Annotated in this window: 10 protein-coding genes; 4 read left to right on the forward strand and 6 right to left on the reverse strand. The window is 67.6% G+C overall.

Translation table 11 applies throughout. The features are described 5' to 3' along the window. Window positions 1-89: 89 nt before the first annotated feature. Window positions 90-923, forward strand: coding sequence for an N-formylglutamate amidohydrolase (locus tag ACK4ZD_RS03505; RefSeq protein WP_409658849.1), 834 nt, complete (start codon window positions 90-92; stop codon window positions 921-923). Then, window positions 920-2,074 (forward strand): NAD(P)/FAD-dependent oxidoreductase, encoded by a 1,155-nt coding sequence (locus ACK4ZD_RS03510; protein WP_409658851.1) that lies wholly within the window; start codon window positions 920-922, stop codon window positions 2,072-2,074. The genes ACK4ZD_RS03505 and ACK4ZD_RS03510 overlap by 4 nt, the downstream gene beginning before the upstream one ends. On the opposite strand, the gene ACK4ZD_RS03515 is transcribed toward ACK4ZD_RS03510, so the two are convergent. After that, window positions 2,061-3,098 (reverse strand): quinone-dependent dihydroorotate dehydrogenase, encoded by a 1,038-nt coding sequence (locus tag ACK4ZD_RS03515; RefSeq protein WP_409658853.1) that lies wholly within the window; start codon window positions 3,096-3,098, stop codon window positions 2,061-2,063. The genes ACK4ZD_RS03510 and ACK4ZD_RS03515 overlap by 14 nt on opposite strands. A 63-nt stretch (window positions 3,099-3,161) precedes the next feature. Here ACK4ZD_RS03515 and rpiA point away from each other — a divergent pair, with 63 nt between their 5' ends. Then, complete coding sequence (gene rpiA, locus ACK4ZD_RS03520) at window positions 3,162-3,821, forward strand: ribose-5-phosphate isomerase RpiA (RefSeq protein ID WP_409658855.1); 660 nt, start codon at window positions 3,162-3,164, stop codon at window positions 3,819-3,821. Window positions 3,822-3,873: 52 nt separating this feature from the next. Here the strand turns inward: rpiA and ACK4ZD_RS03525 are convergent, their stop codons facing one another. The 5 genes from ACK4ZD_RS03525 to ACK4ZD_RS03545 form a co-directional block, all read right to left on the reverse strand. Continuing rightward, the gene (locus tag ACK4ZD_RS03525) at window positions 3,874-4,509 is read right to left on the reverse strand and encodes a glutaredoxin family protein (RefSeq protein ID WP_409658857.1); all 636 of its coding nucleotides are present in this window, start codon (window positions 4,507-4,509) and stop codon (window positions 3,874-3,876) included. 34 nt (window positions 4,510-4,543) lie between these two features. Beyond that, window positions 4,544-6,565 carry a M3 family metallopeptidase gene (locus ACK4ZD_RS03530; protein WP_409658859.1) on the reverse strand — a complete coding sequence of 674 codons (2,022 nt, stop codon included), beginning with the start codon at window positions 6,563-6,565 and terminating at the stop codon, window positions 4,544-4,546. Then, the gene (gene folD, locus ACK4ZD_RS03535) at window positions 6,562-7,419 is read right to left on the reverse strand and encodes a bifunctional methylenetetrahydrofolate dehydrogenase/methenyltetrahydrofolate cyclohydrolase FolD (protein WP_409658861.1); all 858 of its coding nucleotides are present in this window, start codon (window positions 7,417-7,419) and stop codon (window positions 6,562-6,564) included. Before folD ends, ACK4ZD_RS03530 begins: the two co-directional genes overlap by 4 nt. 72 nt (window positions 7,420-7,491) lie before the next feature. Next, window positions 7,492-8,115 (reverse strand): response regulator transcription factor, encoded by a 624-nt coding sequence (locus ACK4ZD_RS03540; RefSeq protein ID WP_409658863.1) that lies wholly within the window; start codon window positions 8,113-8,115, stop codon window positions 7,492-7,494. Window positions 8,116-8,123: 8 nt separating this feature from the next. Continuing rightward, window positions 8,124-10,664 carry a PAS domain S-box protein gene (locus tag ACK4ZD_RS03545; protein ID WP_409658865.1) on the reverse strand — a complete coding sequence of 847 codons (2,541 nt, stop codon included), beginning with the start codon at window positions 10,662-10,664 and terminating at the stop codon, window positions 8,124-8,126. A 329-nt stretch (window positions 10,665-10,993) separates the two neighbouring features. Here ACK4ZD_RS03545 and aceE point away from each other — a divergent pair, with 329 nt between their 5' ends. After that, complete coding sequence (gene aceE, locus ACK4ZD_RS03550; RefSeq protein ID WP_409658867.1) at window positions 10,994-13,711, forward strand: pyruvate dehydrogenase (acetyl-transferring), homodimeric type; 2,718 nt, start codon at window positions 10,994-10,996, stop codon at window positions 13,709-13,711. Window positions 13,712-13,730 lie beyond the last annotated feature (19 nt).

The following is a 13,730-nucleotide window of genomic DNA, read 5'->3' on the forward strand; positions in this document are numbered from 1 at the left end:
CCGGGCCCTTGGTCTTTTGGCGACCCGACCAGGATGACCGCGTAGTTGCCACATCTCCAGCGTCGGTGCCGCCGGGCCACAATCAGGTCATGCGTTACGTCACCAGCCGACCTGGCACCACCCCGGTGGTGCTCGATTCTCCACACAGCGGCACCTGGTACCCGGACGACTTCGGCCATGCCTGCGACCTGGCCGTGCTGCGCCGCGCCGAGGACACCCACGTCGACAAGCTCTATGACTTCGCCCCCGGCCTGGGGGTGGGCTGGGTGGAGGCCCATTTCCCGCGCAGCTACCTCGATGTCAACCGCAACCTGACCGAACTGGATGACACCCTCCTGGACGGCCCATGGCCCGGGCCGGTGGAGGCCGGTCCGAAGGTGCGCCTGGGCAAGGGCCTGGTGTGGCGGCTCACCGATGACGGCGTGCCGCTGTACGACCGCAAGCTCAGCGTCGAGGAGGTGCGCCGTCGCATCGATCGCTGCTGGCATCCGTACCACGAGGCCCTGGCCCAGCAGGTCCAGGCGGCCCTGCAGCGTCGCGGCTACTGCATCCACATCAACTGCCATTCCATGCCGGCCGTGGCGTCGTCCCACGCCACCGACTTCCCCGGGATGGAGCACCCCGACTTCGTGATCGGTGACCGCGATGGCACCACGGCCAGCCCCGCGCTGACGCGCTGGATGGCCGACTACCTCCGGGCGCAGGGGCACAGCGTCAACATCAACCATCCCTACAAGGGCGTGGAGATCGTGCGCCGCCACGGTCTGCCCTCGCAGCACTGCCACTCCCTCCAGCTCGAGGTGAACCGCCGGCTCTACATGGACGAGCTCACGCTCGAGCCGCACGAAGGTTTCGGAGCGCTCAAGCTCTTGCTGCTGGATCTGGTGCGCGAGCTGCTGACGCTGGACCCGAGGCGGCTGTGAGCGTGGATCGTGTCGATGCCGTGGTGGTGGGCGCGGGCGTGGTCGGCCTGGCCGTGGCCCGGGCCTTGGCCCTGCGCGGACTGGAAACCTTGGTGCTGGAGGCCGAGACGGCCATCGGCACCGGCACGAGTTCGCGCAACAGCGAGGTCATCCATGCCGGGCTCTATTACCCCACTGGTTCGTGGAAGGCGCGCTTGTGCGTGACGGGCAAGGCCTGGCTGTACGATTACTGCGCCCGCCGGGGGGTGAGCCATCGGCGCTGCGGCAAGCTGGTGGTGGCCACTTCGGCTGCACAGCACGAGACCCTGCGGGCGTTGATGGCCCAGGCGGCGGCCAATGGTGTGCACGATCTGTGCTGGCTGGCGGCCGACGAAGCCCGGGCCCTCGAACCGGCGCTGGCCTGCACCGCGGCGGTGCTGTCGCCCTCGACCGGCATCGTCGACAGCCATGGCCTGATGCTGGCCCTGCAGGGCGACTTGGAGGCGGCCGGAGGGCTGGTGGCGCTGGCCTGCCCGGTGCAGCAGGTGCGCCGCGTCAGCGGGGGCTTCGAGCTGGACGCCGGTGTCCAGCAGGTGACGCGGCTGGGCACCCGCGTGCTGGTCAACGCCGCCGGTCTGTGGGCACCGGCCCTGGCGGCGCGCATCGAGGGGCTGCAGTCGGCCCAGGTGCCCCAGGCCTACTTTGCGAAGGGGAGCTACTACGCGCTGTCGGGGCGCTGCCCGTTTTCGCGGCTGATCTATCCTGTGCCCGAGGCAGCCGGCCTGGGCGTGCACCTGACCCTGGATCTGGGCGGCCAGGCGCGTTTCGGGCCAGACGTGGAATGGGTGCAGCCCGACCGCGAAGGCCGTCTCGACTACCGTGTCGATCCGGCACGTGTCGGCGCCTTCGAGACCGAGATTCGCCGCTACTGGCCGGATCTGCCCGGCGACAGCCTGCAGCCGGCCTACAGCGGCGTCCGGCCGAAGCTCCAGGCCCCGGGCGAGCCGGCCCGCGATTTCTGCCTGCAAGGGCCGGCCGAGCACGGCCTGCCGGGCTTGGTCAATCTCTTCGGCATCGAGTCGCCCGGACTGACGGCCTGCCTCGCGCTCGGTGAGGCCGCCGCTGCCCTGGCGCTGGGCGAGCCGATCCCGCAGCGGCTCAGCGGCCTTTGAGCGCCAGCGCCGCCTCGCGCACCAGGCCCGGGCCGCGGTAGATCAGGCCGGTGTAAACCTGCACCAGGTCGGCCCCGGCAGCGATCTTCGCGCGGGCGTCCTCCCCGCTCATCACGCCACCCACGCCGATGATGGGATAGCCCGGGCCCAGGGCGGCACGCAGGGCGGCGATCACGCGGTTGCTGGCCTCGAACACCGGGCGGCCGCTCAGCCCGCCGGCTTCCTGCCCGTGGGGCAGGTGGGCGATCGCCTTGCGCTCGATGGTGGTGTTGGTGGCGATCACGCCGTCGATGCCATGGCGCCGCACGGTGGCGGCGATCACGCCGATCTGGGTGTCGTCCAGGTCGGGGGCGATCTTCACGAACATCGGCACCGAGCGGCCCTGGGCCTGTACCAGCGCCTGGCGGCGCGCCTGCAGGGTGCCCAGCAATTCGTCCAGGGCCTGGTCGGACTGCAGCGAACGCAGGTTCTGGGTGTTGGGCGAGGAGATGTTGACCGTCACGTAGTCGGCGTGCGGGAAGACGCCCTCCAGACCGAGGAGGTAGTCGTCCACGGCGCGCTCAATGGGCGTGCTGGCGTTCTTGCCGATGTTCAGGCCCAAGATGCCGCCGTTGCTGCGAAAGCGCGCCCGGCGCACGTTGGCGATGAAGGTTTCGAGTCCGTCGTTGTTGAAGCCCAGCCGATTGATCAGCGCCTCGGCCTGCGGCAGGCGGAACATGCGCGGCTTGGGGTTGCCCGGCTGCGGCTGGGGTGTGACGGTACCCACCTCGATGAAGCCGAAGCCCAGGGCCGCCAGGCCGTCGATGCAGCGGCCGTTCTTGTCCAGCCCGGCGGCCAGGCCCACGCGGTTGGGAAAGCGCAGGCCCGCCACGGTGACGGGGTCGTCCACCCGCGATTGCCCATAGACGCAGGCCAGTGGCGTGCGCTGCGTGCGTGCCAAGGCGGCCAGGGTCAGCTCATGGGCATGCTCGGGGTCCAAGCCGAAGAGGAATGGGCGGGCGAGGGCGTAGGGCAAGAGGGACATGGGCGATCGGTCCGGGATAATCGCGGGATTGTCTCAAACACACGGGCGGCAGCCCCCGATCCCATGACGCAAGACGAACTCAAGGCCCTGGTGGGGCGTGCGGCCATCGAGCATGTGGTGCCCGGCAGCATCGTGGGCGTGGGCACGGGCTCGACGGTGAACTGCTTCATCGACGAGCTGGCCCGCATCAAGGACCGCATCCAGGGGGCGGTGTCCAGCTCGGTCCGCAGCACTGAACGCTTGGTGGCGCACGGCATCCCGGTCTTCGACGCCAACGAGGTCACGTCATTGCCGGTCTACATCGATGGGGCCGACGAGATCGACCCCCGGGGCTGCATGATCAAGGGCGGCGGGGCAGCACTCACGCGCGAGAAGATCGTGGCCGACCTGGCGCAGCGTTTCGTCTGTATCGCCGATGCGTCCAAGCTGGTGCCCACCCTGGGCCGCTTCCCGCTGCCGGTGGAGGTGATCCCGATGGCGCGGGCCCAGGTGATGCGTCGCTTGGCGGCCCTGGGGGGGCAGCCGAAGCTGCGCGAGGGGGTGGTCACCGACAACGGCAACCTGATCATCGACGTGGCCGGCCTGCGCATCGACGATCCGCTGGCGATGGAAAGCGAGATCAATCAGTGGCCCGGCGTGGTCACGGTCGGTCTCTTCGCCCGCCATCGGGCGCATCTGTGCCTGCTGGGCACGCCCGAAGGCGTGCGTTCGCTCCACTTCTGACGGCCCCGGAGCCCCTCGTGCGCCGGCTGGCCTTCGCGCGCAAGCGGCGGGGTCAGAAGCGAAAGCCCGGTGGCGCGTTGCCGGCCGGTGGCAAGGGCTGCGCCGGGCCGGTTGGTCCAGCAGCCGGGGGGGCCTCGGGGGCCGGTCCCGGTGCGGGTGCGGGTGCCGGTGGTGCCAAGGGGGAGGCCTGCGCAAAGCGGTAGCCCGTGGGCAGACGCGACTGTTTGGGATAGCCTGCCGCATCGAGGTAGCCGTTCCAGTCGCTGCTCGAATACCCCTTGATTCTTTGGGCGCCGATGGTGAGCAAGGGCACCTCATTGCTGCCGGCCAGTTTCTTCAGAGCCTCGGCATCGGCGGGCGTGGTGACGCTGTATTCGGTATGCGGGATGCCACGCTGGCGCAGCAGATTGCGGCCGGCGTCGCAAGGCTGGCAATCCGGGGAGGTGTAGAGCACGACCGGGTAGCGCGCCACGACTTGGCGCAGCTCGAACGGCAAGGTCGGCTCGGGGCCGGACGCGCCGCCACCGGGCTTGCCGACCGCGCGCACCTCGCCCGCCTGGGCGGGCGGCCGGTCGGTGTAGGTGACCTTGCCGTCCGGGCCCACGACCTTGTACGTGGCCTGCGCGGCCGTGGCAGCCAGCAGGCTAAACAGCAGCCCGAAGGCCCCGCATCGAACCGTTCGCTTCATGCGCCCTCCTCGTCGAACCAAGGCGGATGCTAGCTCAGGCCATGCCCTGGTGGCGTAACAAGGCGTCGATGCGGGGCTCACGGCCACGGAACGCCCGAAAGCTTTCCTCGGCCGGGCGGCTGCCGCCCACCTCGAGGATGTGCTCGCGGTAGCGCCGCCCAGTGGTCACGTCGAGCACGCCAGTTTCCTCGAAGGCGCTGTAGGCATCCGCGCTGAGCACCTCGGCCCATTTGTAGCTGTAGTAGCCGGCCGCATAGCCGCCCGCGAAAATGTGCGAGAAGCTGTGCTGCATGCGGTTGAAGGACGGCGGCGGGAAGACGGCGACCTCGGCGCGCACCTCGTCGATCACCTGTTGGATCCGATCATGGCTACCAGGCTCGGCATGCAAGCGCATGTCAAAGAGCGCGAACTCGATCTGGCGCAGCGTCTGCAGGCCGCTTTGGAAGTTCTTGGCGGCCACCATCCTGTCGTACAGGGGGCGTGGCAGCGGCTCGCCGGTGTCCACATGGGCGGTCATGTGCTTGAGCACGTCCCACTCCCAGCAGAAGTTTTCCATGAACTGGCTGGGCAGCTCCACCGCGTCCCATTCCACGCCGGAGATGCCGGCCACGCCGATGTCGTCGACCTGAGTGAGCAGGTGGTGCAGTCCGTGGCCGAACTCATGGAAGAGCGTGAGCACGCTGTCGTGCGTGAGCAGGGCCGGCTTGCCGCCCACGCCTTCGGCGAAGTTGCACACCAGGTGGGCCACCGGGGTCTGCAGCGAGCCGTCGGGGCGTGCCCAGCGGCTGCGCACATCGTCCATCCAGGCGCCCGAACGCTTGCCCTGGCGGGCATAGGGGTCGAGGTAGAACTGACCCACGAGCCGGCCGCCCCGCTCGATACGGAAGAAGCGCACGCTGGGGTGCCACACCGGGGCGGTGTCGGGACGGATGGCCACCTCGAACAAGGTCTCGACGATCTTGAACAGGCCCTCGAGCACCTTGGGCTCGGTGAAGTACTGTTTCACCTCTTGGTCGCTGAAGGCATAGCGCTTTTCCTTCAGTTTTTCGGAGGCATAGGCGAGATCCCAGGCAGCCAGCTCGGGCAGACCCAGTTCGGTGCGGGCGAACTCGCGCAGTTCGGTCAGGTCGCGCTCGGCGTGAGGCCGCGCCCGGCGCGCGAGGTCGCGCAGGAAATCGAGAACCTGCTGCGGCGACTCGGCCATCTTGGGCACCAGGGACACTTCGGCAAAGTTGCGATAGCCCAGCAGCTCGGCCTCCTCCTGCCGCAAGGCCAGCAGTTCGCGCATCAGCGCGGAGTTGTCGTGCTCGGGCTCACCCAACTCAGAGGCGCGGGTGACGTAGGCGGTGTACAGCCGCTCTCGCAACGAGCGGTCCTGCCCGTACTGCATGACCGGGAAATAGCTCGGGAACTGCAGGGTGAGCTTGTAGCCGTCGCGGCCTTCGGCCCGGGCAGCCTGGCGTGCGGCTTCGCGGGCATCGTCGGGCACGCCGGCCATCTCGGCCTCGCTGGCGTAGTAGGCGTAGCCGTCCGTGGCGTCGAGGACATGCTCGGAGAACTTCTGCGACAGCTCGGCTTGGCGTTCCTGGATCTGTGCGAACCGCACCTTGGCCTGCCCGCGCAGCTCGGCGCCCGACAGCACGAAGTCGCGTATCGCGTTGGACAGCGCGCGTTGCCGTGCCGGCCGCAGCTCGCGTGCGGCCGGGCTGTCGGCCACGGCCTTGTACTTCGCGTAGAGACGTTCGTCGGCGCCCAGCCGGGTGTGGAACTCGGTGATGCGCGGCAGGTTCTCGTTATAGGCGGCGCGCAGCGCCGGGCTGTCGGCCACGGCGTTGAGGTGGCTCACGGCCCCCCAGGCGCGCCCGAGGCGTTCGGTGGCCACGTCGAGCACGGCCGACAAGGCCTCATAGTCGGCCGGCACGGCTTCGCTGACGGCGCGCTCCAGGGCCTCGTTGGCGGCGGCGAGCAGCTCGGTCACGGCAGGCGTGACGTGCTCGGGCCGGATCGCGTCGAAGCGGGGCAGGTCGGTGAAGTCGAGCAACGGGTTCGAGTTCATCGTGTCTGGGCCGCGCGTTCGGCGGCCTCCAGGGTGTTGACTAGCAACATTGTGATGGTCATCGGACCAACCCCACCGGGCACGGGGGTGATGGCCGAGGCTACCTTCGACACCCCGTCGAAGTCCACATCACCGCACAGCTTGCCCTCGTCATTGCGGTTCATGCCCACGTCGATGACCACGGCGCCGGGCTTGACCATGTCGGCGGTGAGCACGTTGCGCCGGCCCACGGCCGCGACGATGATGTCGGCCTGTCGGGTGTGGTGGGCCAGGTCCGGCGTGGCGCTGTGGCAGATGGTGACGGTGGCGTGAGCCTGCAGCAGCATCAGGGCCATGGGTTTGCCGACGATGTTGGAGCGGCCGATCACGACGGCATGCTTGCCCTTGGGGTCGCAGCCGATGGATTCGAGCATCTTCATGCAGCCGTAGGGCGTGCAGGGCTTGAACCCGCTTTGGCCGACCATCAGCGCGCCGGCGCTGGCTACATGGAAGCCGTCGACGTCCTTGAGCGGAGAGATCGTCTCGATGACCTTGTGGGCATCGATGTGAGGCGGCAGGGGCAGCTGCACCAGGATGCCGTGGATGGCCGGATCCCGGTTGAGCGCCTCCACGCGCGCCAGCAGATCGGCTTCGGACAGCGTGGCCGGGTACTGCTCGAGCACCGAGTGCAGGCCGTTGTCCTGGCAGGCCTTGACCTTGTTGCGCACATACACCTGGGAGGCCGGGTTGTCGCCCACCAGGATGACCGCGAGCCCGGGGGTGTGGCCCTGGGCGGCCAGGGCGGCGGCCCGGCGGGCCACGTCGGCGCGGATCTGCCGGGACAGGGCGTTGCCGTCGATGAGTCTTGCGGTCATGGGGAATCCTTGAGTGCGATGCCGGAAACGAAAAAGGCCGCTGTCGCAGCGGCCTCGGGATGGGGGAGGGCGTCAGGCCTTGGCTTGTGCGCCCAGGGCGATCTTGAGCAGGTCGGCCACGGTGTTGGCGTTGAGCTTTTCCATGATGTTGGCGCGGTGAGCCTCCACCGTTTTGATGCTGATGCCCAAGTCGTCGGCAATCTGCTTGTTCAGCCGGCCGGCGACGATGCGGTCGAGCACCTGGGCCTCGCGGGTGGTCAGGCGTGAGAGCAGGGCGTCGCGGCTGGCGGCTTCTTGCTGCTGGGCAAAGAGCGCGCGAGCCTGCTCCAGCATGCGCTCGACCAGGGAGACGAGTTCCTCTTCCTTGAAGGGCTTTTCGATGAAGTCCATCGCTCCCTTCTTCATCGTGTTCACTGCCATGGGCACGTCGCCGTGGCCGGTGATGAAGACGATGGGCAGGGGGGAGCGTCGCTCGATCAGGCGGTCTTGCAGCTCCAGGCCGCTCATGCCATCCATGCGGATGTCGGCGATCAGGCAGGCCACCTCGCGTGGGTCGAAGCGAGAGAGGAAGGATTCGGCGGAGTCGAAGCACTTGACGCGGTAGTCCTTGCCCTCGAGCAACCACTGCAGCGAGTCGCGCACGGCTTCGTCGTCATCGACGACATAGACGGTGCCTTTCTTGGGGATCAGGCTCATGGGTGCAATCAGCTAGGGTTGGAAATCTCTACCGGCAAGGTGAAGCTGAACCGGCAGCCGACGACGCTCGGACCATTGTATAAGTTCTCCGCCCGGATCCGGCCATGGTGAGACTCGATGATCGAGCGGCACAGCGACAGGCCGATGCCCAGGCCATCGGACTTGGTCGAGAAGAAGGCCTCGTACATCCGGCCGAGCACTTCCTCCTTCAGGCCGGGGCCCGAGTCGGTGACGCTGAACTCGATCACGCCGCCCTCGTCGGGTGTGTGGCGCGGCACCACCCGCAGCTCGATGTTGCGCCGCGACGGCGGCAGCTTGGCACTGTCGATGGCTTCGGCCGCATTCTTCAGCAGGTTGAGCAGCACCTGCTCGATCAGGATGGGATCGACCATCAACTGCGGCAAGCGCTGGGCGACGTAGGTGTGGATGCTCACGTGTCGGCGCCGCAGTTCGATCATTGCCAGTTCGACGGCATCGTCCACGATCTCCCGGGCCTGTGCGGGCTGGCGCTGGGGCTCGCTCTTCTTCACGAAGGCGCGGATGCGGTGAATGATCTGCCCGGCGCGTTGGGCCTGCTTGGCGGTCTTCTCCAGTGCGGCAAGCAGCTCGGCGTCGTTCATTGCGCCGGCCTTGACCCGGGAGATGATCCCGTTGCAGTAGTTGGAGATCGCCGTGAGCGGCTGGTTGAGTTCGTGGGCGACCGACGAGGCCATCTCGCCCATCGTGATCAGACGACTGGTGATCTGGGCCTGGTCGGCCTGGCGGGCGGCCTGCTCCTCGGCGCGCACCCGGGCCGTCACGTCGGTGGCGATCAGCATCTGGGCCAACCGGCCGTCGGTCCACTGCAGGTAGCGCGAGCGCACGTCGAACCAGCGCCCCAGGGACTCGACATACACCTCGCGAGGGTCCGAACCGGTCTCGGTCAGCTCCTGCGTGGGCAGGCCGCCGAAATGGTCCACGGACTCGTCGTCGGCGTCGGACAGCGCCGGTGCGGACTCGGACTCCCGGGCGCCGGCCAGCAGGGCGTGGCCCTTGCCGTCCGTACCGAACCACAGGCGGTAGGAGCGGTTGGCGAACAGCAGCTCGCCTTGCTGCACCGACACCACCGAGACGGCGGCATCCAGGCCTTCCAACACCGTGGTGAAGCGTTCGTGCGAAGCCGAGAGCTGGTCGCGGATGCGCTTGGCCTCGGTGATGTTGGTCATCGAGGTCATCCAACCCGTCTGATGGCCCTTGGCGTCGATCAGCGGCGAGACGTACATGCGTGCGTCGAATTGGGTGCCGTCCTTGCGCATCACCTTGACCTCGATGCCGCCGGGCGGGCTGCGCCCCTGGAGCTCCTGCTCGAACAGCCGGCGGCTTTCCTCCATGCGGTCGGGCGGCCAGTGGGGAAAGGGGGGCGTGCGGCCCACCAGCTCGGCTTCGGAGAAGCCCGTCATCGAGCAATAGGCAGCGTTCACATAGGTGATGCGGCCTTCCATGTCCATGGCGCGCATGCCGGTGAGCATGGAGTTCTCCATCGCCCGGCGGAAGTTGGTCTCGGCCACCAGCGCCTGCTGTACCTGCAAGCGACGGCGCATGTGCCGCCACGTGCCCAGCAGCATCCACACGGTGAGCACGCTCAGCGCCGTCACCATCCAGAACAGCGTGTTGCTGATCAATCCCACCGAGGTGCGGTAGCCCACACCCCGCAGGATCAACCCGTTGCCCACCGGCGCGACGGGAATGTCGTGATGCAGGGCGTCGCGGCGGGGTTCCCGTCCAGGGGCGCGCGAGACCGTGCTGGCCAGCACGCGGCCGTTGGCGTCGAGCAACATCATGCCGTGCCGGTTGGCCACCTCGGTGGGCACGAAATAGCGCAGCAGCGCCTCGACGGAGTACTCGGCCACCACGGTGCCGGCAAAGGTGGCGCGGTCCACCAGCGGCACGTGGACCTGCACGACGTGCAGGCCGGTCTCGGTGGCGTAGGGCCGGGAGTACACGGGCAGCCGCAACTCGCGGGCGGTGTCGAAGGCCCATTCAGGCTCGTTGCGTGCCATGCCGTCGGCCGAGGCCGCCGACGCTGGGGCCGGCGCTTCGGCATAGCGGCTGCCCATGAAGCTGTGGCTGGGCGAGACATGGCTGGCATGCCGGGTGCGGTCGGCCAGCAGCCAGCTCAGGCTCACCAATTCGGGGCGCTCGCGCGCCAGGGTCGTGGCCTGGCCGATGAACTCGTCCGCATCGATCGCACCGGTGGCGACCTCGCGCGCCAAGCGCACGAGCTGCTCTTGGTTTTCGATCAGGCGCAGCCGGATCTGCTGCTGGGCCACCTCGGTGTCGCGTTTGACCGACTCCTGTTCGCGCTCGATCTCCTCGATGCGCAAGTACCAGAACGCCGTGATGATGGCCGCAAGGAACAGCAACACGGACACCAGCGGCCCGAGCGTGGCGAACCGGTCCTGGCGGGCGGGCGACTGCCGACGCCACCAGGCACGCAGCAGGCGCCGCTTGGACGGGGGCGATCCCGTCTCGTGGGTGCTCAGACGGAACTCGGAATGAGGCATGGACATGGCCGGAATTATCGAACGCAGGCCATAGCCGCCGCGGTGGCTGCCCGGATCCCACCTGCGGGACAAGCCCCTTGTGGAGCCTGCGCCGCTGCGCCACAGTGAGCTGTCCCCGCCGCGCAGGAGCCGGATCGGAACGTCAAAAGAACGACCGTTCGCTCATATTTCATAAAGTAAAATTTACTCGCACTATTTGAAAAACCGCCGATCTGTGCCACACTCGCCCCTGAACCCCGGAGGCAGATGCGGCTGCGCATGCGCGTGACCCCGTCTCGCATGGCGTGATGCGCATGGCCGACCGGGAGGCCGTCAACCCCGAGCTGGAGACAAGCATGTCCGCGATGCCCCAACCCCCCGCCGCACCTGCAGCCAACGATGCCGACGCCCAGGAAACCCGCGAGTGGCTCGATGCGCTGACGGCCGTCATTGAGCGTGAAGGCCCCGAGCGCGCGCACTACCTGCTCGAACAGCTGCTCGAGGAGGCGCGTCAGCACAGCGTGGACATGCCCTTTTCGGCCACGACGGGGTATGTGAACACCATCGAACCCTCGGAAGAGGCCCACAACCCGGGCAACCTGGAGCTGGAGGGCCGCCTGCGCGCGTACATGCGCTGGAACGCGATGGCCATGGTGGTCAAGGCCAACCGGCTCAACCCGCCCGACGGCGGGGATCTGGGCGGCCACATCAGCTCCTTTCAATCGCTGGCCCACATGTTCGCCGTGGGTTTCAACCACTTCTGGCATGCCGACGATACCGATGAGGGTGGCACCCACGGTGGCGACCTGCTCTACATCCAGGGCCACAGTGCGCCGGGCATCTATGCGCGGGCCTTCATGGAAGGGCGCCTGAGCGAGGAGCAACTGCTCCACTTCCGCCAGGAGGTCGACGGCAAGGGCATTTCCAGCTACCCCCACCCCAAGCTCATGCCGGAGTTCTGGCAGTTCCCCACGGTGTCGATGGGCCTGGGCCCGCTGATGGCCATCTACCAGGCCCGCTTCCTGAAGTACCTGCACGCCCGCGGCATTGCCGACACCTCGCAGCGCAAGGTCTGGGTGTTCTGCGGCGATGGCGAGATGGACGAGCCGGAGAGCCTGGGGGCCATCGGCCTGGCCGCGCGCGAAAAGCTCGACAACCTGATCTTCGTGGTGAACTGCAACCTGCAGCGCCTGGACGGCCCGGTGCGGGGCAACGGCAAGATCATCCAGGAACTCGAAGGCGAGTTCCGCGGCTCGGGCTGGAACGTGATCAAGCTGCTGTGGGGGCGTGAATGGGATGCCCTGCTGGCGCGCGACAAGGATGGCGCCCTGCGCAAGATCATGATGGACACGCTCGATGGCGACTACCAGGCCTTCAAGGCCAACGACGGGGCCTATGTGCGCAAGCATTTCTTCGGCCGTGACCCGCGCACGTTGGAGCTGGTGGCCAAGATGAGCGACGACGACATCTGGGCGCTGCGCCGGGGCGGCCACGACGCGCAGAAGGTCTATGCCGCCTTCCACCGCGCCTACCACCACAAAGGCCAGCCCACGGTGCTGCTGGTCAAGACGGTCAAGGGCTACGGCATGGGCAAGGCCGGCGAAGGCAAGAACACGGCCCACCAGACCAAGAAGCTGTCGGACGAGGACATCCGCTACTTCCGCGACCGCTTCAACATCCCTATCCCCGACAGCGAGCTGCCCAAGATCCCCTTCTACAAGCCGGCCGACGACACGCCGGAGATGAAGTACCTGCATGCGCGCCGCAAGGCCCTGGGCGGCTACCTGCCCAAGCGCCGGCCGCGCAGCTCCGAGAGCTTCACCGTGCCCTCGCTGGACACCTTCAAGGCGATCCTCGAGCCTACCGCCGAAGGGCGTGAGATCAGCACCACGCAGGCCTACGTGCGCTTCCTCACGCAACTGCTGCGTGACCAGGCCCTAGGCCCGCGTGTCGTGCCCATCCTGGTGGACGAGGCGCGCACCTTCGGCATGGAGGGCTTGTTCCGCCAGATCGGCATCTACAACCCCGAAGGCCAGAAGTACACCCCGGTCGACAAGGACCAGGTGATGTACTACAAGGAGGACAAGGCTGGTCAGATCCTTCAGGAAGGCATCAACGAGGCGGGCGGCATGGCCAGCTGGATCGCTGCGGCCACGTCGTATTCGACGAACAACCGCATCATGATCCCCTTCTACATCTACTACTCGATGTTCGGCTTCCAGCGCATCGGCGACCTGGCCTGGGCGGCGGGCGACATGCAGGCGCGCGGCTTCTTGCTGGGCGGCACCTCCGGGCGCACCACGCTCAACGGCGAGGGCCTGCAGCACGAGGACGGCCACAGCCACATCTTGGCCGGCACCATCCCCAACTGCGTGAGCTACGACCCCACCTTCGCCCACGAAGTCGCGGTGATCATGCAGCACGGCCTCAAGCGCATGGTCGAGAAGCAGGAGAACGTCTTTTACTACATCACCCTGCTCAACGAGAACTACGCCCACCCCGGCCTCAAGCCTGGCACCGAGGAACAGATCATCAAGGGCATGTACCTGCTGCAGGAAGGTGCGAAGATGCCGCCGCAGGTCAACCTGCTGGGCAGCGGCTCGATTTTGCGCGAGTCCATCGTCGCCAAGGAACTGCTCGAGCGTGACTGGGGCGTGTCGGCCAATGTGTGGAGCTGCCCGAGCTTCAATGAACTGGCGCGCGAGGGCCAGGACTGCGAGCGTTGGAACCTGCTGCACCCCACGCAGACACCGCGCGTGCCCTTCGTGACCCAGCAGCTCGAGCCCTATGCCGGGCCGGTGGTTGCCTCCACCGACTACATGAAGAACTACGCCGACCAGATCCGGGCCTTCCTGCCCAAGGGGCGCATCTACAAGGTGCTGGGCACCGACGGCTTCGGCCGTAGCGACTTCCGCAGCAAGCTGCGTGAGCACTTCGAGGTCAACCGCCACTACATCGTGGTGGCCGCGCTCAAGGCGTTGGCCGAGGAAGGCACCGTGCCGCTGTCGCGCGTGTCCGAGGCGATCCAGAAGTACCGCATCAACACCGAGAAGATCAACCCGCTGTACGCCTGAGCAGCAAGAACGGGGACAA

The organism is Caldimonas sp. (genome assembly GCF_046291045.1).
GTDB lineage: Bacteria > Pseudomonadota > Gammaproteobacteria > Burkholderiales > Burkholderiaceae_C > Caldimonas.